The organism is Streptococcus sp. HMSC072D07, assembly GCF_001814835.1.
In the GTDB taxonomy this organism is placed as follows: domain Bacteria; phylum Bacillota; class Bacilli; order Lactobacillales; family Streptococcaceae; genus Streptococcus.
On record NZ_KV818065.1, the window covers coordinates 15764 to 36013 of the forward strand.

24 protein-coding genes are annotated in these 20250 nt (G+C 41.6%); 23 read left to right on the forward strand and 1 reads right to left on the reverse strand.

Going from position 1 to position 20250, the window contains the following annotated elements; genetic code table 11:
• The 18 genes from comGC (at position 1) to gap (ending at position 15387) form a co-directional block, all read left to right on the forward strand.
• Positions 1 to 324 (forward strand): competence type IV pilus major pilin ComGC, encoded by a 324-nt coding sequence (comGC, locus tag HMPREF2991_RS04745; protein ID WP_000735802.1) that lies wholly within the window; start codon positions 1 to 3, stop codon positions 322 to 324.
• Positions 287 to 721 carry a competence type IV pilus minor pilin ComGD gene (comGD, locus tag HMPREF2991_RS04750; RefSeq protein WP_070568117.1) on the forward strand — a complete coding sequence of 145 codons (435 nt, stop codon included), beginning with the start codon at positions 287 to 289 and terminating at the stop codon, positions 719 to 721. Before comGC ends, comGD begins: the two co-directional genes overlap by 38 nt.
• The gene (comGE, locus tag HMPREF2991_RS04755) at positions 684 to 986 is read left to right on the forward strand and encodes a competence type IV pilus minor pilin ComGE (RefSeq protein WP_180364427.1); all 303 of its coding nucleotides are present in this window, start codon (positions 684 to 686) and stop codon (positions 984 to 986) included. Before comGD ends, comGE begins: the two co-directional genes overlap by 38 nt.
• Positions 949 to 1410, forward strand: coding sequence for a competence type IV pilus minor pilin ComGF (comGF, locus tag HMPREF2991_RS04760; protein ID WP_070568120.1), 462 nt, complete (start codon positions 949 to 951; stop codon positions 1408 to 1410). Before comGE ends, comGF begins: the two co-directional genes overlap by 38 nt.
• Positions 1388 to 1801 carry a competence type IV pilus minor pilin ComGG gene (gene comGG / locus HMPREF2991_RS04765; RefSeq protein ID WP_070568123.1) on the forward strand — a complete coding sequence of 138 codons (414 nt, stop codon included), beginning with the start codon at positions 1388 to 1390 and terminating at the stop codon, positions 1799 to 1801. The genes comGF and comGG overlap by 23 nt, the downstream gene beginning before the upstream one ends.
• A 32-nt stretch (positions 1802 to 1833) precedes the next feature.
• On the forward strand, positions 1834 to 2424 hold the full coding sequence (locus HMPREF2991_RS04770) for a class I SAM-dependent methyltransferase (RefSeq protein WP_049490204.1): 591 nt from the start codon (positions 1834 to 1836) through the stop codon (positions 2422 to 2424).
• Between the two features lie 58 nt (positions 2425 to 2482).
• Entirely contained in the window at positions 2483 to 3436 is a 954-nt protein-coding gene (locus HMPREF2991_RS04775; protein ID WP_049490205.1) for a class I SAM-dependent methyltransferase, read from the forward strand.
• Positions 3437 to 3486: 50 nt separating this feature from the next.
• Positions 3487 to 4677, forward strand: a complete 1191-nt coding sequence (locus HMPREF2991_RS04780; RefSeq protein WP_049490206.1) for an acetate kinase — start codon at positions 3487 to 3489, stop codon at positions 4675 to 4677.
• A gap of 149 nt (positions 4678 to 4826) precedes the next feature.
• Positions 4827 to 5198, forward strand: a complete 372-nt coding sequence (gene rnpA, locus HMPREF2991_RS04785) for a ribonuclease P protein component (protein WP_000748120.1) — start codon at positions 4827 to 4829, stop codon at positions 5196 to 5198.
• Positions 5173 to 6000, forward strand: coding sequence for a membrane protein insertase YidC (locus tag HMPREF2991_RS04790; protein ID WP_000728097.1), 828 nt, complete (start codon positions 5173 to 5175; stop codon positions 5998 to 6000). The genes rnpA and HMPREF2991_RS04790 overlap by 26 nt, the downstream gene beginning before the upstream one ends.
• Positions 6001 to 6014: 14 nt before the next feature.
• Positions 6015 to 7001 carry an RNA-binding cell elongation regulator Jag/EloR gene (gene jag / locus HMPREF2991_RS04795; protein ID WP_070683607.1) on the forward strand — a complete coding sequence of 329 codons (987 nt, stop codon included), beginning with the start codon at positions 6015 to 6017 and terminating at the stop codon, positions 6999 to 7001.
• A 55-nt stretch (positions 7002 to 7056) separates the two neighbouring features.
• The gene (locus HMPREF2991_RS04800) at positions 7057 to 7680 is read left to right on the forward strand and encodes a ribonuclease P (protein WP_070683610.1); all 624 of its coding nucleotides are present in this window, start codon (positions 7057 to 7059) and stop codon (positions 7678 to 7680) included.
• Between the two features lie 117 nt (positions 7681 to 7797).
• Entirely contained in the window at positions 7798 to 9774 is a 1977-nt protein-coding gene (tkt, locus tag HMPREF2991_RS04805) for a transketolase (protein WP_070683612.1), read from the forward strand.
• A 128-nt stretch (positions 9775 to 9902) separates the two neighbouring features.
• Complete coding sequence (gene yajC / locus HMPREF2991_RS04810; protein WP_025168800.1) at positions 9903 to 10223, forward strand: preprotein translocase subunit YajC; 321 nt, start codon at positions 9903 to 9905, stop codon at positions 10221 to 10223.
• Positions 10224 to 10270: 47 nt separating this feature from the next.
• Complete coding sequence (locus HMPREF2991_RS04815; protein ID WP_000724851.1) at positions 10271 to 10714, forward strand: low molecular weight protein-tyrosine-phosphatase; 444 nt, start codon at positions 10271 to 10273, stop codon at positions 10712 to 10714.
• A complete protein-coding gene (locus tag HMPREF2991_RS04820; RefSeq protein ID WP_000410457.1) occupies positions 10701 to 11114 on the forward strand; it encodes an MORN repeat-containing protein in 414 nt (137 codons plus the stop codon). Before HMPREF2991_RS04815 ends, HMPREF2991_RS04820 begins: the two co-directional genes overlap by 14 nt.
• 295 nt (positions 11115 to 11409) lie before the next feature.
• Positions 11410 to 14061 (forward strand): bifunctional acetaldehyde-CoA/alcohol dehydrogenase, encoded by a 2652-nt coding sequence (gene adhE / locus HMPREF2991_RS04825; protein WP_070683615.1) that lies wholly within the window; start codon positions 11410 to 11412, stop codon positions 14059 to 14061.
• A 318-nt stretch (positions 14062 to 14379) separates the two neighbouring features.
• Positions 14380 to 15387: a type I glyceraldehyde-3-phosphate dehydrogenase gene (gene gap, locus HMPREF2991_RS04830; protein ID WP_000260682.1), complete on the forward strand. Its 1008-nt coding sequence runs from the start codon at positions 14380 to 14382 to the stop codon at positions 15385 to 15387.
• Positions 15388 to 15453: 66 nt separating this feature from the next.
• Here gap and HMPREF2991_RS04835 read toward each other — a convergent pair whose 3' ends face one another.
• Positions 15454 to 16329 carry an RluA family pseudouridine synthase gene (locus HMPREF2991_RS04835; RefSeq protein WP_083303881.1) on the reverse strand — a complete coding sequence of 292 codons (876 nt, stop codon included), beginning with the start codon at positions 16327 to 16329 and terminating at the stop codon, positions 15454 to 15456.
• 86 nt (positions 16330 to 16415) lie between these two features.
• Between HMPREF2991_RS04835 and pbp2a the strand changes: the two genes are divergently transcribed.
• The 5 genes from pbp2a (at position 16416) to HMPREF2991_RS04860 (ending at position 20190) form a co-directional block, all read left to right on the forward strand.
• Positions 16416 to 18611: a penicillin-binding protein PBP2A gene (pbp2a, locus tag HMPREF2991_RS04840; protein ID WP_070568155.1), complete on the forward strand. Its 2196-nt coding sequence runs from the start codon at positions 16416 to 16418 to the stop codon at positions 18609 to 18611.
• Between the two features lie 52 nt (positions 18612 to 18663).
• Entirely contained in the window at positions 18664 to 18816 is a 153-nt protein-coding gene (gene rpmG, locus HMPREF2991_RS04845; protein WP_001809375.1) for a 50S ribosomal protein L33, read from the forward strand.
• A gap of 9 nt (positions 18817 to 18825) precedes the next feature.
• On the forward strand, positions 18826 to 19002 hold the full coding sequence (secE, locus tag HMPREF2991_RS04850) for a preprotein translocase subunit SecE (RefSeq protein WP_000505776.1): 177 nt from the start codon (positions 18826 to 18828) through the stop codon (positions 19000 to 19002).
• 57 nt (positions 19003 to 19059) lie between these two features.
• Positions 19060 to 19596, forward strand: a complete 537-nt coding sequence (gene nusG / locus HMPREF2991_RS04855) for a transcription termination/antitermination protein NusG (RefSeq protein ID WP_000376732.1) — start codon at positions 19060 to 19062, stop codon at positions 19594 to 19596.
• Between the two features lie 120 nt (positions 19597 to 19716).
• Positions 19717 to 20190 (forward strand): transcriptional regulator, encoded by a 474-nt coding sequence (locus tag HMPREF2991_RS04860; protein WP_070568158.1) that lies wholly within the window; start codon positions 19717 to 19719, stop codon positions 20188 to 20190.
• Positions 20191 to 20250: the final 60 nt, after the last annotated feature.

A 20250-nucleotide genomic window follows, 5' to 3' on the forward strand; every position in this document is an offset into this window, starting at 1 on the left:
ATGAAAAAACTCATGACAAATTTAAAAAAAGCCAAGGTTAAAGCTTTCACTTTGGTAGAGATGTTAGTGGTCTTGCTCATCATCAGCGTTCTTCTCTTGCTCTTTGTGCCCAATTTGACCAAGCAAAAGGATGCCGTAGATGACAAAGGAAAAGCTGCTGTTGTTAAGGTGGTGGAAAGTCAGGCAGAACTCTATAGTCTGGATAAGAATGAAGATGCGAGTCTAAGTAAATTACAGGCCGACGGCCGTATCACAGCTGAGCAAGCTAAGGCTTATAAAGAATACCATGCAAAACAAAAAACAAGTCAAACTGTTGCGGATTAAGGCCTTTACCATGCTGGAAAGTCTCCTTGTTTTGGGACTTGTGAGTATCATTGCTTTGGCTTTATCTGGCTCAGTCCAGTCTAGTTTTGCAGCAGTGGAAGAGCAGATATTTTTCATGGAATTTGAAGAACTATACCGTGAAACTCAAAAGCATAGTGTAGCTAGTCAACAAAAGACTAGTCTAAACTTAGATGGGCAGACAATCAACAATGGTAGTCAGAAGTTGACTGTTCCCAAAGGGATTCATGCACCATCTGGACAAACGATTCATTTTGATCGAGCTGGGGGCAATTCGTCCCTGGCTAAGGTTGAATTTCAGACCAGCAAAGGAGCGATTCGCTATCAATTATATCTAGGAAATGGAAAAATTAAACGCATTAAGGAAACAAAAAATTAAGGCAGTGATTTTACTGGAAGCGGTGGTTGCTCTAGCCATATTTGCCAGTATTGCAACCCTCCTCTTGGGACAAATCCAGAAAAATAGGCAGGAAGAGGCAGAAATCTTGCAAAAGGAAGAAGTCTTGCGTGTAGCGAAGATGGCTCTGCAGACAGGTCAAAATCAGGTAAACATAAACGGAGTGGAGATTCAGGTGTTTTCTAGTGAAAAGGGATTGGAGGTCTACCATGGTTCAGAGAAGTTGCTGGATCTTAAAGAGCAGTAAGGTAAGAGCGTTCACTCTTTTAGAATCTCTGATTGCTCTTATCGTCATTAGCGGAGGCTTGCTCCTTTTTCAAGCTATGAGTCAGCTCCTCATTTCAGAAGTTCGTTACCAGCAGCAAAGCGAGCAAAAGGAGTGGCTCTTGTTTGTGGATCAGCTGGAGGTAGAGTTAGAGCGTTCGCAGTTTGAAAAGGTAGAAGGCAATCGCCTCTACATGAAACAGGATGGTAAGGATATCTCTATAGGGAAGTCTAAATCGGATGATTTTCGAAAAACGGATACCAGCGGACGGGGGTATCAGCCGATGGTTTATGGACTCAAATCAGCACAGATTACAGAGGAAAACCAATTGGTTCGCTTTCGCTTCCAATTTCAAAAGGGCTTAGAAAGGGAGTTCATCTATCGTGTGGAAAAAGCAAAAAGTTAAGGCAGGCGTTCTTTTATATGCAGTCACCATGGCAGCTATCTTTAGTCTGTTGTTGCAGTTTTATTTGAACCGGCAAGTCGCCCATCACAAAGACTTTGCCCTAAACAAAGAAAAGCTGGCAGCTTTTGCCATGGCCAAGCGCAGTAAAGATAAGGTTGAGCAAGAAAGTGGGGAACGAGTCTTCAACTTAGGAAAAGTCAGGTATCAAAATACGAAAACAGGTTTTACAACAAGTGTTCGTATGAATAAGGGCAACTATGAATTTCTCTTTCCTCCGATGAAAATCCAAGAAAAGAAAACGGATAAAAAGGAAGAGGTAGCGACTGATTCAAGCAATCAAGCAGGGAAGAAAAAATCAGAAGAAAAGCCTGAAAAGAAAGACAAATCCTAGTCAATTCAACTTCTTTGTGCTAAACTAAAAGCATGAAACATGATTTTAATCACAAAGCAGAAACTTTTGATTCGCCCAAAAATATCTTTCTTGCAAATTTGGTTTGTCAAGTAGTTGAAAAACAGATTGCTCTTCTATCAGACAAGGAAATATTGGACTTTGGTGGTGGGACGGGTCTATTAGCTTTGCCCCTGGCCAAGCAGGCCAAGTCGGTTACCCTTGTGGACATCTCGGAGAAAATGCTGGAGCAAGCCCGTTTGAAAGCAGAGCAACAAGACATCAAGAATATCCAGTTTTTGGAGCAGGATTTACTGGCAAATCCCTTGGAGCAGCAATTTGACATAATTGTTGTCAGTCGAGTTCTTCATCATATGCCTGATCTAGATGCGACTCTTGCCATGTTTCACCATCACCTTAGGGAGAATGGACAGGTCCTCATTGCTGATTTTGTCAAGACAGATACCAACCATCATGGTTTTGATTTAGCTGAACTGGAAATCAAGCTCGCCCAATTTGGTTTTTCAAGCATTGACAGTCAGATTCTCTATAGTGCTGAAGGTCTTTTCCTCGGAAATTACGCAGAACTCTTTTTAACAGTAGCCCAAAAATCACTCGCTGACTAAAGCAGTGATTTTTTCTCTTCAGATGGAAAAAAGGAGGGAAATTTGATAAGATAGGAATATGGATTTTGAAAAAATTGAACAAGCTTATACGTATTTACTAGAGAATGTCCATGTCATCCAAAGTGATTTGGTGACCAACTTTTATGATGCCTTGGTAGAGCAAAATAGTATCTATCTAGATGGCGAGACCGAACTAGAGCAGGTCAAGGAGAACAATCAAGCCCTTAAACGCTTAGCGCTTCGCAAGGAAGAGTGGCTCAAGACCTACCAGTTTCTCTTGATGAAGGCGGGACAAACGGAACCTTTACAGGCCAATCACCAGTTTACACCAGATGCCATTTCCCTCCTCTTGGTACTTGTTGTAGAAGAGTTGCTTCATAAAGAGGAAATTAGCATCCTCGAAATAGGCTCTGGTATGGGCATTTTGGGGGCTACTTTCTTGACTTCCCTCTCTAAAAAAGTAGATTACTTAGGAATCGAAGTGGATGACTTGCTGATTGATTTGGCAGCAAGTATGTCAGATGTGATTGGTTTACAGGCTGGTTTTGTTCAAGGAGATGCCGTTCGTCCGCAAATGCTTAAAGAAAGCGACGTGGTCATCAGCGACTTGCCTGTAGGCTATTACCCAGACGATGCCATCGCTTCTCGCTATCAAGTGGCTTCTAGTCAAGAGCATACCTATGCCCACCATTTGCTGATGGAACAAGGCCTCAAGTACCTTAAGTCAAATGGCTATGCTATTTTTCTAGCTCCGAGTGATTTATTGACCAGCCCTCAAAGTGACTTATTAAAAGGGTGGCTCAAAGACGAAGTGAGTCTGGCTGCTATCATCGCTCTGCCAGAGGATATTTTCTCAACTGCAAGCCAAGCTAAAAGTATTTTTGTCTTACAGAAGAAAAGAGACAAGGAAATAGAACCCTTTGTCTACCCTCTTACTAGCTTGCAAGATCCGTCAGTTTTGTTGACCTTTAAAGAAAATTTTCAAAATTGGAGCAAAGGTACTGAAATATAAAAGAGATTTTGTTATAATAGATGAAAACGCTTAAAAAGAGGTATCATCTTATGACAAAAACAATTGCAATCAATGCAGGAAGCTCAAGCTTGAAATGGCAACTTTATCAAATGCCTGAGGAAAAAGTTTTGGCTAAAGGCTTGATTGAACGTATTGGATTGAAAGATTCCATTTCAACAGTAAAATTTGACGGTCGTTCGGAGCAACAAATTCTTGATATTGAAGACCATACACAAGCCGTTAAAATTTTATTGGATGACTTGATTCGTTTTGACATTATCAAAGGGTACGACGAAATTACAGGTGTCGGCCATCGCGTCGTTGCAGGTGGTGAATATTTCAAGGAATCAACAGTTGTTGAGGGAGATGTGTTAGAAAAAGTTGAGGAATTGGGACTCTTGGCTCCCCTTCACAATCCAGCTAACGCAGCTGGAATTCGCGCATTTAAGGAATTGCTGCCAGATATTACCAGTGTTGTCGTATTTGATACCTCATTCCACACAACCATGCCAGAAAAGGCTTATCGCTACCCTCTACCAACTAAATACTACACAGACAACAAGGTTCGTAAATATGGTGCCCACGGGACAAGCCACCAGTTTGTCGCAGGAGAAGCAGCGAAACTTTTGGGCCGTCCTCTAGAAGATTTGAAATTGATTACCTGCCATATTGGTAACGGGGCTTCTATCACAGCTGTTAAGGGCGGGAAGTCTGTAGATACTTCTATGGGATTCACGCCACTTGGAGGAGTGATGATGGGAACTCGTACAGGAGATATTGACCCTGCTATCATCCCTTATCTCATGCAATATACAGAGGATTTCAATACCCCTGACGATATTAGTCGCGTTCTCAATCGTGAATCAGGGCTCATGGGAGTTTCTGGCCAGTCAAGCGATATGCGTGATGTGATTGCTGCCATGGAAGCAGGAGACCATGATGCGACTTTGGCTTATGAAATGTATGTCGATCGTATCCAAAAACATATCGGTCAATACCTTGCAGTCCTAAATGGGGCAGATGCTATTATCTTCACAGCAGGAATCGGTGAAAATGCTGCTTTGGTTCGTGAGGATGTCATTTCAGGTATCTCTTGGTTTGGTTGTGATGTGGATCCAGAAAAGAACGTCTTTGGCGTAACGGGAGACATCTCAACTGACGCAGCGAAAATCCGTGTCTTGGTTATTCCAACAGATGAAGAATTGGTGATTGCACGCGATGTTGAGCGCTTGAAAAAATAAGTAAATACACGTAAAATTTGATTGTAAAAAGAAGTTGGGAAAGATATTTTCCAGCTTTTTTTATGTAGAAAATGTCTAAAACCTTGCTGTTATTGGCTTTTTCAAAAAATATGGTATAATAGTAGTAATTTAATAGATGGAGTTGAGTTTTGAAGAAAAGCTTTCGTGTAAAAAGAGAGAAAGATTTTAAGGCGATTTTCAAGGACGGAACAAGTTTTGCCAATCGAAAATTTGTTGTCTACCAATTGGAAAACCAGCAAAACCATTTTCGAGTAGGACTGTCCGTCAGCAAAAAGCTGGGGAATGCAGTTACCAGAAATCAAATCAAGAGACGAATCCGGCACATTCTACAAAGTGTAAAAGGGAGTTTAGTAGAGCATGTTGATTTTGTCGTGATTGCCCGAAAAGGGGTGGAAACCTTGGAATATGCAGAGATGGAGAAAAACCTACTCCACGTATTAAAGTTATCAAAGATTTACCAGGAAGGAAATGGGAGTGAAAAAGAAACTACAGTTGACTAGTTTGTTGGGCTTGTCCTTGTTTATCATGACAGCCTGTGCAACAAATGGTACAGCTAGCGATATAACAGCAGATTCGACAGACTTTTGGAGCAAATTCGTCTATTTTTTTGCTGAAATTATCCGCTTTTTGTCCTTTGACATTAGTATCGGAGTGGGGATTATCCTCTTCACGATTTTGATCCGGACGATTCTATTACCGGTCTTTCAGACACAGATGGTTGCCTCTAGAAAAATGCAAGAGGCTCAACCACGCATCAAGGCTTTGCGAGAGCAATACCCAGGTCGTGATATGGAAAGTAGAACCAAGCTAGACCAGGAGATGCGTAAGGTTTATAAAGAGTTAGGGATCAAACATTCATCCTCTCTCTGGCCGATTTTAATACAAATGCCGGTTCTCTTGGCACTTTTTCAAGCCTTGAGTCGAGTAGACTTTTTGAAAACAGGTCACTTTTTATGGATTAATTTGGGAGGAGTAGATACAAGTTTTGTCCTTCCGATTTTGGCGGCAGTCTTTACCTTCTTGAGTAGCTGGTTATCGAATAAAGCTTTGTCCGAAAAAAGTGGAGCTACGACAGGGATGATGTATGGTATGCCTGTATTGATCTTTGTTTTTGCCATCTCCGCTCCAAGTGGTGTAGCCTTGTACTGGGCCGTATCCAATGCTTACCAAGTTCTGCAAACCTATTTCTTGAACAATCCTTTCAAGATTATTGCTGAAAGAGAAGCAGTGGCGCAAGCAGAAAAAGATTTAGAAGGCAAGAAGAGAAGAGCTTTGAAAAAAGCACAGAAAAAGAAAAAATAAGGAGGAATCTGGTAATGGTATTATTTACAGGTTCAACGGTTGAAGAAGCAATCCAAAAAGGATTGAAAGAATTAGACATTCCAAGAATGAAGGCCCACATCAAGGTCGTTTCAAAAGAGAAAAAAGGATTCTTAGGCTTGTTTGGTAAGAAGCCAGCTCAAGTTGATATCGAAGCGATTAGTGAAACGACAGTGATCAAAGCCAATCAGCAGGCCATTAAAGGGGTTCCCAAAGAAGTTAATGAAAAAAATGAACCCGTGAAAACAGTAAGTGAAGCAACTGTTGATTTGGGTCATGTAGTGGAAGCGATTAAGAAGATTGAAGAAGAAGGTCAAGGTGTTTCTGAAGAGGTCAAGGCTGAAATCTTGAAAAATGAAAAGCACGCTAGCACGATTTTGGAAGAAACAGGCCATATTTCAATTTTAAATGAATTGGAACCAGAGGATACTACCGAGGAAGTGGAATCTGCTCCAGAAAAAGAAACTGAAAGGCAGGAAGCAACAAGCCAATCTTTGGAAGATTTAGGTTTGAAAGTAGAACCAAGTTATGACATCGAACAAGTGGCAACTGAAGTAGCTAGCTACGTTCAAACCATTGTAGATGATATGGATGTTGAAGGGACGATTTCAAGCGACTACAATCGCCGCACCATCAATCTTCAAATTGACACTAATGAACCAGGTCGTATTATCGGCTACCACGGAAAAGTCTTGAAAGCTCTTCAGCTGTTAGCGCAAAATTACCTTTATAATCGCTATTCAAGAACCTTCTACATCATAATCAATGTCAATGATTACGTTGAACACCGTGCAGAAGTCTTGCAAACCTACGCTCAAAAATTGGCGACTCGCGTTTTAGAAGAAGGTCGTAGCCAACAAACAGATCCAATGTCAAATAGCGAACGCAAGATAATCCATCGCATTATTTCACGCATGGATGGCGTGACGAGTTACTCTGAAGGTGACGAGCCAAATCGCTATGTTGTCGTAGATGCAGAATAAGCAAAGCAAAATCAGGTTCATCCTGATTTTTTGCTAGGAAAGGAAAGATTCAGATATGCTGAAAACAGTTAGAGAATACCTATCATTTGCAGGAGTCCAGTACCGTAATCCTGATAAAGCTGGCGATGAAAGAGAAAAGATGTTGACCTTGCGGCAAAAAGGTCAAGAGGCTCGGAAGTCTTTTACAGAATTGGCCAAAACCTTTCAAGCTAGTCATCCAGAATGGCAACTGCAACAGACTAGTCAGTGGATGAACCAAGCGCAACGCTTGCGACCGCATTTCTGGGCCTATCTACAGAGAGACGGACAAGTGACAGAACCTATGATGGCTCTTCGTTTGTATGGAACACCTGCTAATTATGGGATTTCTTTGGAAGTCAGTTTCATCGAGCGCAAGAAAGACGAACAGACCTTAGACAAGCAGGCCAAGCTTTTAGAACTTCCAGTGGTAGAAGGAATCTATTATCTAGTCTATTCAAATGGGGAAAGTCATAAGATGGAGGCTAATGAAGAAAATCGTCGTACTTTACGCGAGAAGGTGAGAAGTCAGGAAGTCCGTAAAGTTTTGGTTAAGGCAGATGTTTCCTTCATTGCAAATCAGTCAGTAGAAGCGATATTGGAGAAGCTAGAAGAGGCTTATGCGCGCTTGCTTCCGTACTATGAAGTGACGAGGGAATAGAAAATCAAATGTGTTAGATGAACGCAAATTGTTTTATTGCTATTCTATGCATTTTTTCATATAATAGTAAAATAGGATGTGTGATTCATTAATCACCTCAAAGAGAAAGGAAATTCTATGTCAAATCTATCTGTTAATGCAATTCGTTTTCTAGGTATTGACGCCATCAACAAAGCAAACTCAGGTCACCCAGGGGTGGTTATGGGGGCTGCTCCTATGGCCTATAGCCTCTTCACAAAACAACTTCGTATCAATCCAGCTCAACCAAACTGGATCAACCGCGATCGCTTTATTCTTTCAGCAGGACACGGCTCAATGCTTCTTTATGCCCTTCTTCACCTCTCTGGTTTTGAAGATGTTAGCATGGATGAAGTCAAGAACTTCCGCCAATGGGGTTCTAAAACACCAGGTCACCCAGAATTTGGACATACTGCAGGGGTTGATGCGACAACTGGTCCTCTAGGACAAGGGATTTCTACTGCTACTGGTTTTGCCCAAGCAGAACGCTTCCTAGCAGCCAAATATAACCGCGAAGGTTTCAATATCTTTGACCACTATACTTATGTGATCTGTGGAGATGGAGATTTGATGGAAGGTGTCTCAAGTGAGGCGGCTTCATACGCATGCTTGCAAAAACTTGACAAGTTGGTGGTTCTTTATGATTCAAATGACATCAACTTGGATGGTGAGACAAAAGATTCCTTTACAGAAAGTGTTCGTGACCGTTACAATGCCTACGGTTGGCATACAGCCTTGGTTGAAGATGGAACAGACTTGGAAGCAATCCATGCTGCTATCGAAACAGCTAAAGCTTCAGGCAAACCATCTTTGATTGAAGTGAAGACTGTGATTGGATACGGTTCTCCAAACAAACAAGGAACCAATGCGGTACACGGTGCTCCTCTTGGAGCAGATGAAACTGCAGCAACTCGCCAAGCGCTCGGTTGGGACTATGAACCATTTGAAATCCCAGCTGAAGTTTATGCTGATTTCAAGGAAAATGTTGCAGACCGTGGCGCGTCAGCTTATCAAGCTTGGACAAAATTAGTTGCAGATTATAAAGAAGCTCACCCAGAACTGGCTGCAGAAGTAGAAGCCATCATCGACGGACGTGATCCAGTTGAAGTGACTCCAGCAGACTTCCCAGCCTTAGAAAATGGCTTTTCTCAAGCAACTCGTAATTCAAGTCAAGATGCTTTGAACGTTGTTGCTGCCAAGTTGCCAACTTTCCTAGGTGGATCAGCTGACCTTGCTCACTCAAACATGACTTATATCAAAACGGATGGACTTCAAGACGACGCTAATCGCTTGAACCGCAACATTCAGTTTGGTGTTCGTGAATTTGCAATGGGAACGATCTTGAACGGGATGGCCCTTCACGGTGGACTTCGTGTATACGGAGGTACTTTCTTCGTCTTCTCTGACTATGTGAAAGCAGCTGTCCGCTTGTCAGCCTTGCAAGGACTTCCTGTGACTTATGTCTTTACCCACGATTCTATTGCAGTTGGTGAAGATGGTCCAACTCACGAACCAGTTGAACACTTAGCAGGTCTTCGTGCTATGCCAAATCTGAATGTTTTCCGCCCAGCAGATGCGCGTGAAACTCAAGCGGCTTGGTACCTTGCAGTGACAAGCGAAAAAACACCAACTGCCCTTGTCTTGACACGTCAAAACTTGACTGTCGAAGAGGGAACAGACTTTGACAAAGTTGCGAAAGGTGCCTATGTCGTCTATGAAAATGCAGCAGACTTTGATACGATCTTGATTGCAACAGGTTCAGAGGTGAATTTGGCGGTCGCAGCTGCCAAAGAATTGGCTAGCCAAGGGGCAAAAGTCCGTGTAGTCAGCATGCCATCAACAGATGTCTTTGACGCACAAGATGCAGCTTACAAGGAAGAAATCCTTCCAAATGCAGTTCGCCGTCGTGTTGCAGTTGAAATGGGTGCAACTCAAAACTGGTACAAGTATGTTGGTCTTGATGGTGCAGTTCTCGGTATTGATACCTTTGGAGCATCTGCCCCAGCACCAAAAGTATTGGCAGAGTACGGATTTACAGTTGAAAATCTAGTCAAAGTCGTTCAAAACTTGAAATAATCACAAAAATCAGAGTGAAAACTCTGATTTTTTATAACCATAAAAACAAGGCACAATCTTGTAAAAGTAGCTGAAATTTGATATAGTAGTCCTATGTAAAATACAAAGGAGAAAATACTATGGAAAATATTAGTCCAAATTTAACATTTTTGATCATGCTTGTAGGTATGTTTGCCTTGATGTTCTTTATGCAACGTTCTCAAAAGAAACAAGCACAAAAGCGTATGGAAAGCTTGAACAAGCTTCAAAAAGGCTATGAAGTCATTACAATTGGTGGGCTTTACGGAACAGTGGATGAAGTAGATACTGAGAAAGGTACAATCGTACTGGATGTAGATGGGGTTTATTTGACCTTTGAATTGGCTGCGATCAAGACCGTTTTGCCACTCAAAGAAGCTGTGACACCAGAAGGAACAGTTGTTGACGAAGGCGGAGCAATCGAAGAATAAAACGGGACCTGTCACTCCCGTTTTTCTATGAGACAAGAGGAAAAGGGATGAAAAAAATAGTATTTGTTTGCTTAGGAAATATTTGCCGAAGTCCCATGGCAGAGTTTGTGATGAAGTCCATGACGAGCGCTTACCAAGTCGAGAGTCGGGCAACGTCATCTTGGGAACATGGCAATCCGATTCATAAGGGGACGCAGGGGATTTTTCAGCAGTATCAGATCCCGTATGACAAAGACAAAACATCGCTTCAGATTGGCAGAGAGGACTTTGAATCATTTGATTACATTATCGGTATGGATGCTTCAAACGTTTCAGATCTGCGTCACATGTGCCCTCAGGAACTACAGTACAAGATCTACTCTTTTGCGGCAGAAAGTGTTCCAGATCCATGGTACACAGGAGATTTTGAGGAAACCTATGCGCGCATCACAAGTGGATGCCAAAGCTGGTTAGACCGTTTAGAAAATGAGAGTGACAATGGAAAAGTTTAAAAAAATCTTTGAAAAATATCGAGTATATCTAACTCGCCCGCGTATAGAGATTGCAACCGTTCTTCTAATCGCTATCTGCGCCGTATCAGTTTTTCTACTAAACACTCCAAAAAAGGGTGTACTGACACTTGACAATGGTGCGCTTGTTTATGATGGAACCTTGGTAAGAGGGAAGATGAATGGTCAGGGGACTATGACCTTTGAAAACGGGGACCAATACACAGGAGAGTTCAATAATGGGGCTTTTAATGGTAAAGGGACTTTTCAATCAAAAGATGGCTGGAAATACGAAGGTGATTTTGTAAATGGTCAGGCTGAAGGTCAAGGGAAGTTGACTACAGAGCAAGAAGTTGTTTATGAGGGGACCTTTAAACAAGGCGTTTTTCAGCAAAAACAGTAGTCTCCAAGTTAGGAGACTATTTTCAAAGCCTGAAAAGAAAACGCTTTCTTGTCTTGAATTCGATAACTAACTATCAACTAGAAAAACTTTGTGAAATAAAAAAATTTTTTCCATAATTTCACAATCGTCCAGACAAAACTCTATTGTATAGCTATATTGAGAAAAAAATCACAATCTTAGAAAATTTCTTTGTGAAATGCTTATGAAACTGTTTACAAAGCATAAAAAAAGAGTTATAATAAATTTGTGAAATAATTAACAAAGGATAACATCCTTAAAGGCTATGGAGGATAATATGGCTGATAAAAAAACAGTAACCCCAGAGGAAAAACAACTTGCTGCTGAAAAGCATGTCGATGGTCTCGTGAAAAAAGCCTTGGTTGCGCTTGATGAAATGCGCAAGTTGAACCAAGAGCAAGTTGACTATATCGTGGCAAAAGCTTCGGTTGCCGCACTTGACGCGCACGGTATCCTTGCACAACACGCAGTTGAAGAAACTGGTCGTGGAGTATTTGAAGACAAGGCGACAAAAAACCTATTTGCCTGCGAACACGTAGTGAACAATATGCGTGGAGTTAAAACAGTTGGAGTTATTGAAGATGATCCAATTACAGGTTTGACAAAGATTGCGGAGCCTGTCGGGGTAATCTGTGGTGTCACTCCGACAACAAACCCAACTTCAACAGCGATTTTCAAATCACTCATTGCTTTGAAAACACGTAACCCAATCGTTTTTGCCTTCCACCCATCAGCTCAAGAATCATCAGCTCACGCAGCACAAATCGTTCGTGATGCAGCCATCGCAGCTGGCGCACCTGAAAACTGTGTTCAATGGATTACAAAGCCATCTATGGAAGCAACTGGAGCGCTAATGAACCACGAAGGTGTTGCAACTATTCTTGCAACTGGTGGGAACGCTATGGTTAAAGCTGCATACTCATGTGGAAAACCAGCTCTTGGGGTAGGTGCCGGAAACGTTCCTGCCTATGTAGAAAAATCTGCTGACCTTCGTCAAGCTGCTCATGACATCGTTATGTCTAAATCATTTGATAATGGGATGGTCTGTGCATCAGAACAAGCGGTTATCATTGATAAAGAAGTATATGACGAATTTGTAGAAGAATTCAAATCATATCACACTTACTTTGTAAACAAGAAAGAAAAAGCGCTTCTTGAAGAATTCTGTTTCGGCGTGAAAGCAAACAGCAAAAACTGTGCAGGTGCTAAACTAAACGCAAACATCGTTGGTAAACCGGCAGCATGGATTGCTGAACAAGCAGGATTTAGTGTTCCAGAAGGAACAAACATCTTGGCTGCGGAATGTGCAGAAGTAGGACCGAAAGAACCATTGACTCGTGAAAAATTGTCACCAGTTATCGCTGTCCTAAAAGCTGAAGACACAGAAGACGGTCTTACAAAAGCTCGTCAAATGGTTGAGTTTAACGGACTTGGTCACTCAGCAGCCATCCATACAAAAGACGAAGCTCTTGCTAAACGCTTTGGTACAGAAATTAAAGCAATGCGTATTATCTGGAACTCTCCATCTACTTTCGGTGGTATCGGTGACGTATACAATGCCTTCATTCCATCATTGACACTTGGATGTGGTTCATATGGACACAACTCAGTCGGTGATAACGTGAGTGCGATCAACCTTCTAAACATCAAGAAAGTAGGGAAACGTAGAAATAATATGCAGTGGTTTAAAGTTCCTTCAAAAATTTACTTCGAACGCAATTCTATCCAATACCTTCAAACATGTGAAGATATTGAACGCGTTATGATTGTTACAGACAAATCGATCGAAAAACTTGGTTTTGTTCAACGCATTATTGACCAATTGAACAAACGCAGCAACCGTGTAACTGTCCAAGTCTTCTCAGACGTTGAACCAGACCCAGATATCACAACTGTAGAACGTGGTACTGAAGTAATGAGAGCATTTGAACCAGACACAATCATCGCTCTTGGTGGTGGTTCTCCAATGGACGCGGCCAAAGTAATGTGGCTCTTCTACGAACAACCACAAATCGACTTCCGTGACTTGGTTCAAAAATTCATGGACATCCGTAAACGTGCCTTCCGCTTCCCATCACTTGGTAAGAAAGCGAAATACATTGGTATTCCAACAACTTCAGGTACAGGTTCAGAAGTAACACCATTTGCCGTTATCTCTGATAAGAAAAACAATCGTAAATACCCATTGGCTGACTACTCATTGACACCAACTATTGCGATTGTTGACCCTGCTTTGGTTGAGTCAGTTCCAGACTTCATCGCTGCGGATACAGGTATGGACGTCTTGACTCACGCGACTGAAGCTTACACTTCAAACTTCGCTAACGACTATACAGACGGTATCGCCCTTCAAACAATCAAACTTGTCTTTGAATGGTTGGAAAAATCTGTTAAGACAGCTGATCCAGAAGCTCGCGAAAAAATGCACAATGCATCTACAATGGCTGGTATGGCCTTTGCCAATGCCTTCCTTGGTATGAGCCACTCAATGGCCCACAAGATCGGTGCGGTTCACCATACTGTTCACGGACGTACAAACGCAATCTTGCTTCCATACGTTATCCGTTACAATGGTACTCGCCCATCTAAGACGACTACATGGCCTAAGTATAACTACTGGAAAGCTGACGAAAAATTCCAAGATATTGCTAGAATGCTTGGATTGCCTCACTCAACTCCAGAAGAAGCAGTTGAAGCATACGCTAAAGCTGTTTACGAACTTGGTGTTGCAGTAGGTATCAAGATGAACTTCAAGGATCAAGGAATCGATGAAAAAGCTTGGAAAGACAGCTTGCATGAAATTGCCTTGCTTGCTTATGAAGACCAATGTTCACCTGCTAACCCTCGCTTGCCAATGGTAGCTGACATGGAAGAAATCATGGCAGATGCTTACTATGGTTATGCAGAACGACCAGGACGTCGCAAATAATTGTTTATCAGCCTAGAGACAGGAGAAATTCTGTCTCTTTTTTGTAAACTCTGAAAGCGTTGAAATTGGAGTTTCACCTTGAAATGAAGAGGATATGCAGATATTATAAAAGATTCTAGAGATATGCTTTGAAAATAAAAGAATGGATGAATAAAAAGGGGGAGAAAAAGTAGAAAAGCAGGAGAGAAAATCAACGCCCGTACTTGCAATTAAACTCAAATAGTTATATAATAGGTTTGTTGAAAGGTGATTTGTAGTGATTCAAGTTACTCTTTTCACAATAAAATTTTCATGATTTTCATAAGGAGGAAATCACTAATGGTAGTTAAAGTTGGTATTAACGGTTTCGGACGTATCGGTCGTCTTGCTTTCCGCCGTATCCAAAACGTAGAAGGTGTTGAAGTTACTCGCATCAACGACCTTACAGATCCAGTTATGCTTGCACACTTGTTGAAATACGACACAACTCAAGGTCGTTTCGACGGTACTGTAGAAGTTAAAGAAGGTGGTTTCGAAGTTAACGGTAAATTCGTTAAAGTTTCTGCTGAACGTGATCCAGAACAAATCGACTGGGCTACTGACGGTGTAGAAATCGTTCTTGAAGCAACTGGTTTCTTTGCTAAGAAAGATGCAGCTGAAAAACACCTTAAAGGTGGAGCTAAGAAAGTTGTTATCACTGCTCCTGGTGGAAACGACGTTAAAACAGTTGTATTTAACACTAACCACGACGTTCTTGATGGTACTGAAACAGTTATCTCAGGTGCTTCATGTACTACAAACTGCTTGGCTCCAATGGCTAAAGCTCTTCAAGATAACTTCGGTGTTGTAGAAGGATTGATGACTACTATCCACGCTTACACTGGTGACCAAATGATCCTTGACGGACCACACCGTGGTGGTGACCTTCGCCGTGCTCGCGCTGGTGCTGCAAACATCGTTCCTAACTCAACTGGTGCTGCTAAAGCTATCGGTCTTGTAATCCCAGAATTGAATGGTAAACTTGACGGATCTGCACAACGTGTTCCAACTCCAACTGGATCAGTTACTGAATTGGTAGCAGTTCTTGAAAAGAACGTTACTGTCGATGAAGTAAACGCAGCTATGAAAGCAGCTTCAAACGAATCATACGGTTACACAGAAGATCCAATCGTATCTTCAGATATCGTAGGTATGTCTTACGGTTCATTGTTTGACGCAACTCAAACTAAAGTTCTTGACGTTGACGGTAAACAATTGGTTAAAGTTGTATCATGGTACGACAACGAAATGTCATACACTGCACAACTTGTACGTACTCTTGAATACTTCGCAAAAATCGCTAAATAATTCTTGAGTCAATAAAAGCAAGACCTTCCGGTCTTGCTTTTTTGTATAGAAAAATGGATGATAGTGTCATCCATTTTGTTTTAATTCTGTTTCGAAAGTATCCGAGAGGGCAGTAAAACTCAATTGTTCTAAGGTGAGTGGATGGGTAAAGGAAAGTCGAAAGGCGTGGAGCATAAGCCGATTTGTCTTTGATTTACTATTATAGAGAGGATCGCCTAGGATAGGGTGCTTATGGTGAGAAAGGTGAACACGGATTTGATGCGTTCGACCGGTCTTTAGTTTGCAACGAACTAAGGAAGTTTTGTTTGGGAATTGCTTTAATCTGCTTACCTGAGTTTCGGCATGTTGCCCACTTTTGGAATCTACCACTCGTTTTCTGCGATCGTGTCGATCACGACCAATTTTATCTCGGAAGATAAGTTCTTTGTTCCCTACTTGCCCCTCTACGAGTGCCCAGTACTCACGAGCAATTTTCTTTTTTTCCAACAAACGATTGAGAATGGGAAGGATAAAAGGATTTTTAGCAAAAAGTACTAAACCGCTTGTTTCCATATCCAGGCGATGAACGACATAGCAGGTTTGGCCAACGTGTGCAGAGACATGGTTGAGAAGGGCAATTTCATCAGGTTGATTGCCGTGTGTTTTTATGCCTTCTGGTTTATTGACAACAATGAGATGTTGATCTTGATAAACTTCTTGAACGAGGTCTGGGTTTCCCCAAAGGATTTCTTTTGGGGGATAATCTTCCTCGTCAAAAGTCAACTGGCAAATGTCACCTGGTTTGACCATCTCGTTCCAGTGAACTTCTTTGTGGTTCATTAAGATGTTCTTCTTTGTTCTCAAAAAATGACGGATTTTTCTAGGGATAAGGAGTTGTTCCTCTAGGAATTGCTTGACCGTCATTTGAGGCAAGGATTCGGGTAGTGTAAATGTGAATTGCATACAGATATTGTAACAAAAAAAGCCCTATTTGGATAGGGAGTAGCTAAATTCTTGAGTTCCTATGGTGAAGATGATAAAATAAACGCATGAAATTAGATAAATTATTTGAGAAATTTCTTTCTCTCTTTAAAAAAGAAACGAATGAATCCGCGGAGTCTGATTCGACTAGCATGCGTCGTTCACGGAGCGATAGAAAAAAATTGTCCCAAGTAGGCCCGATTCGGAAATTTTGGCGTCGTTATCATCTGACAAAAATCGTCATCATTTTAGGGTTAAGTGCAGGTTTGCTAGTAGGAACCTACCTATTTGCGATAGCCAAGTCTACCAATGTCAATGACTTACAAAATGCCTTGAAAACGCGAACTCTGATTTTTGACCGCGAAGAAAAAGAGGCAGGCGCCCTATCCGGTCAAAAGGGGACCTATGTTGAGCTGACAGATATTAGTAAAGACTTGCAGAATGCTGTCGTCGCGACAGAGGACCGTTCCTTCTATAAAAATGACGGGATTAACTATGGTCGTTTCTTCCTAGCTATTGTCACAGCAGGTCGTTCTGGAGGTGGTTCTACCATCACCCAACAGTTGGCGAAAAATGCCTATCTGTCTCAGGACCAAACCGTTGAACGGAAGGCCAAGGAGTTTTTCCTAGCTTTAGAATTGACAAAAAAATACAGCAAGGAGCAAATCCTTACTATGTACCTCAATAACGCCTACTTTGGAAATGGGGTATGGGGTGTTGAAGATGCAAGTAAGAAATATTTCGGTGTATCCGCTTCGCAACTAACGCTTGATCAGGCGGCGACTCTAGCAGGGATGCTCAAGGGACCAGAATTGTATAATCCATTAAATTCTGTTGAAACTTCGACCAACCGTAGGGATACTGTATTACAAAATATGGTTGCAGCGGGCTATATTGATAATAATCAAGAGACCGAAGCGGCTGGAGTAGATATGGCTTCTCAACTGCAAGATAAGTATGAAGGCAAAGTTTCGGATTATCGTTACCCGTCCTATTTTGATGCAGTTGTCAACGAAGCGGTTTCCAAGTACAATCTCACAGAAGAAGAGATTGTCAACAACGGCTATCGAATCTACACAGAGCTTGACCAAAACTACCAAGCAAACATGCAGGTTATTTACGAAAACACTTCGCTATTTCCAACAGCAGAAGACGGAACGCATGCCGAATCAGGTAGTGTCTCTCTAGAACCCAAGACTGGTGGAGTGCGTGGAGTTGTTGGTCGTGTAGCTGGGGATGACAAACCAGGCTTTCGTAATTTTAACTATGCCACTCAGTCTAAACGTAGCCCAGGCTCAACCATTAAACCTTTAGTCGTTTATACACCTGCAGTAGAAGCGGGATGGGCCTTGAACAAGCAACTGGATAATCATACGATGCAGTACAACAGTTATCAAGTAGACAACTATGCGGGCATTAAGACATCTCCAGAAGTACCTATGTATCAGGCCTTGGCGGAATCACTCAACCTACCGGCAGTTGCGACTGTAAATGAATTAGGTATTGACAAAGCTTTTGACGCTGGGGAGAGATTTGGCCTGAATATGGAAAAAGTTGACCGAGTTCTTGGAGTTGCTCTTGGTGGAGGTGTGGAGACGAATCCTCTCCAGATGGCGCAAGCCTATGCAGCCTTTGCCAATGGAGGTCTAATGCCTGAAGCTCATTTCATCACTCGTATTGAGAATGCCAGCGGTCAGGTCATAAAGAGTCATAAAAATTCCCAAAAACGAGTGATTGATAAGTCGGTAGCTGATAAAATGACCAGTATGATGCTAGGAACATTTACCAATGGTACAGGAATTAGTTCGTCACCAGCGGATTACGTTATGGCTGGTAAAACAGGTACGACTGAAGCTGTTTTCAACCCAGAATATACCAGTGACCAGTGGGTGATTGGCTATACTCCAGATGTTGTAATCAGCCACTGGCTCGGTTTCCCAACAACAGATGAGAGTCATTATCTAGCAGGTTCGACCTCAAATGGAGCAGCCCATGTCTTTAGAAGTATGGCTAATACCATTTTGCCCCACACTCCAGGTAGCACTTTTACAGTTGAGAATGCTTATAAACAAAATGGGATTGAACCAGAAAATACGAAAAAGCAGGTTGCTGAGAATGAGACAAACCAGTCTGAGGATCCGATAGGAGATATTCGTAGTCGTGCTCAAAATCTTGTAGATGAAGCAGGTCGGGCGATTTCAGAAGCCAAGATAAAAGAAAAAGCCCAGACAATATGGGACTCAATCCTTAATCTATTTCGTTAAGAGGCTTGTCAAAGCCTAGGTTTCTTGTTATAATAGATAAGATGGAGGCGTTATGGCACTAAAAAAAGCAAGCCTAGCTTGTGCAGTTTGTGGTTCAAGGAATTACTCAATCAAAATTAGTGGGAACCCCAAGCCAACACGACTAGAAGTAAATAAATTTTGTAAACATTGTGGAAAATATACGACACATAGAGAAACGAGATAGGAGAGAACGATGGGTTTTATTAAGGATATTTTTAAACTTCTTAAAGAAACAACTTGGCCAACTCGCAAAGAAAGCTGGAGAGATTTTCGCTCTATTATGGAATACACAGCCTTCTTTGTGGTCATCATTTACATTTTTGACCAGTTGATTGTTTCAGGTTTGATTCGATTTATTAACATTTTTTAGAAGAGAAGCGGAGAACTTCTGCTAACTTTCTTCTATATATGTATGAAAGGAAATATCATGGATAGTTTTGACAAGGGATGGTTTGTTCTACAAACTTATTCTGGCTATGAAAATAAGGTAAAAGAAAATCTATTGCAACGTGCGCAAACATATAACATGTTGGATAATATTCTACGCGTTGAAATTCCAACACAAACCGTGCAAGTTGAGAAAAATGGAAAGAAAAAGGAAGTTGAAGAGAATCGCTTTCCAGGTTATGTCCTTGTGGAAATGGTCATGACAGATGAAGCATGGTTCGTTGTTCGAAACACACCTAATGTAACAGGATTCGTCGGCTCACACGGGAACAGATCAAAACCAACTCCACTATTGGAACAAGAAATCCGTGATATCTTGGTTTCAATGGGACAAACTGTTCAAGAGTTTGATATTGATGTTGAAGTTGGTCAGACAGTCCGCATCATTGATGGCGCTTTTGCAGACTACACAGGTAAAATTACTGAAATTGATAACAATAAAGTGAAGATGATTATCTCTATGTTTGGTAATGATACGATTGCAGAAGTGAACCTCAACCAAATTGCAGAATTATAACCCCAGAGAGGCTTTGCCTCTCTTTTTATGTGCCGTTGAGGAAGGAAGAAGTATAAAACAGAGGAAGTAGACCCATGGGCTCGCGCATTTTGCTAAACTAAATGCAGAAAGGAGAGGTCTATGAATCTAAAAGACTTATATGAAGAAAGTAAGGGAATTGTCCATAAGTGTCGCAAAGATTATCATTTGCATCTGTGGGAGAAAGAGGACTGGGATCAAGAAGGCATGTTATGCCTATATGAGCTGGTGACTCGCAACCCAGAGTTACTAGAGGGCGAGCGCCATCAACTTTATGTTTGCTTTAAAACAAAATTTAGAAATCGTATTCTAGATTACATCCGTAAGCAGGAAAGTCACAAGCGTCGTTTCGACAAAGAACCCTATGAAGAGGTGAGTGAGATTAGCCACCGTCTAGGAGAAAAAGGACTCAGGCTGGACGATTATTATCTTTTTCACGAACTTCTAAAGAATTACAAATCAAAGCAGAGTATGGAAAAACAAGAGCTAATAGATCGTCTAATAGGAGGAGAAGTCTTTAGAGGACGGAAAGCTCTTCTGAGAGAACTTTCCCTTATCTTTTCAGAATTTCGATAAAGAAGAAAAAAGTTCTTGACAAAGGCGGAAAAGTAGGTATAATAGAAAGAGTTGAAAAGC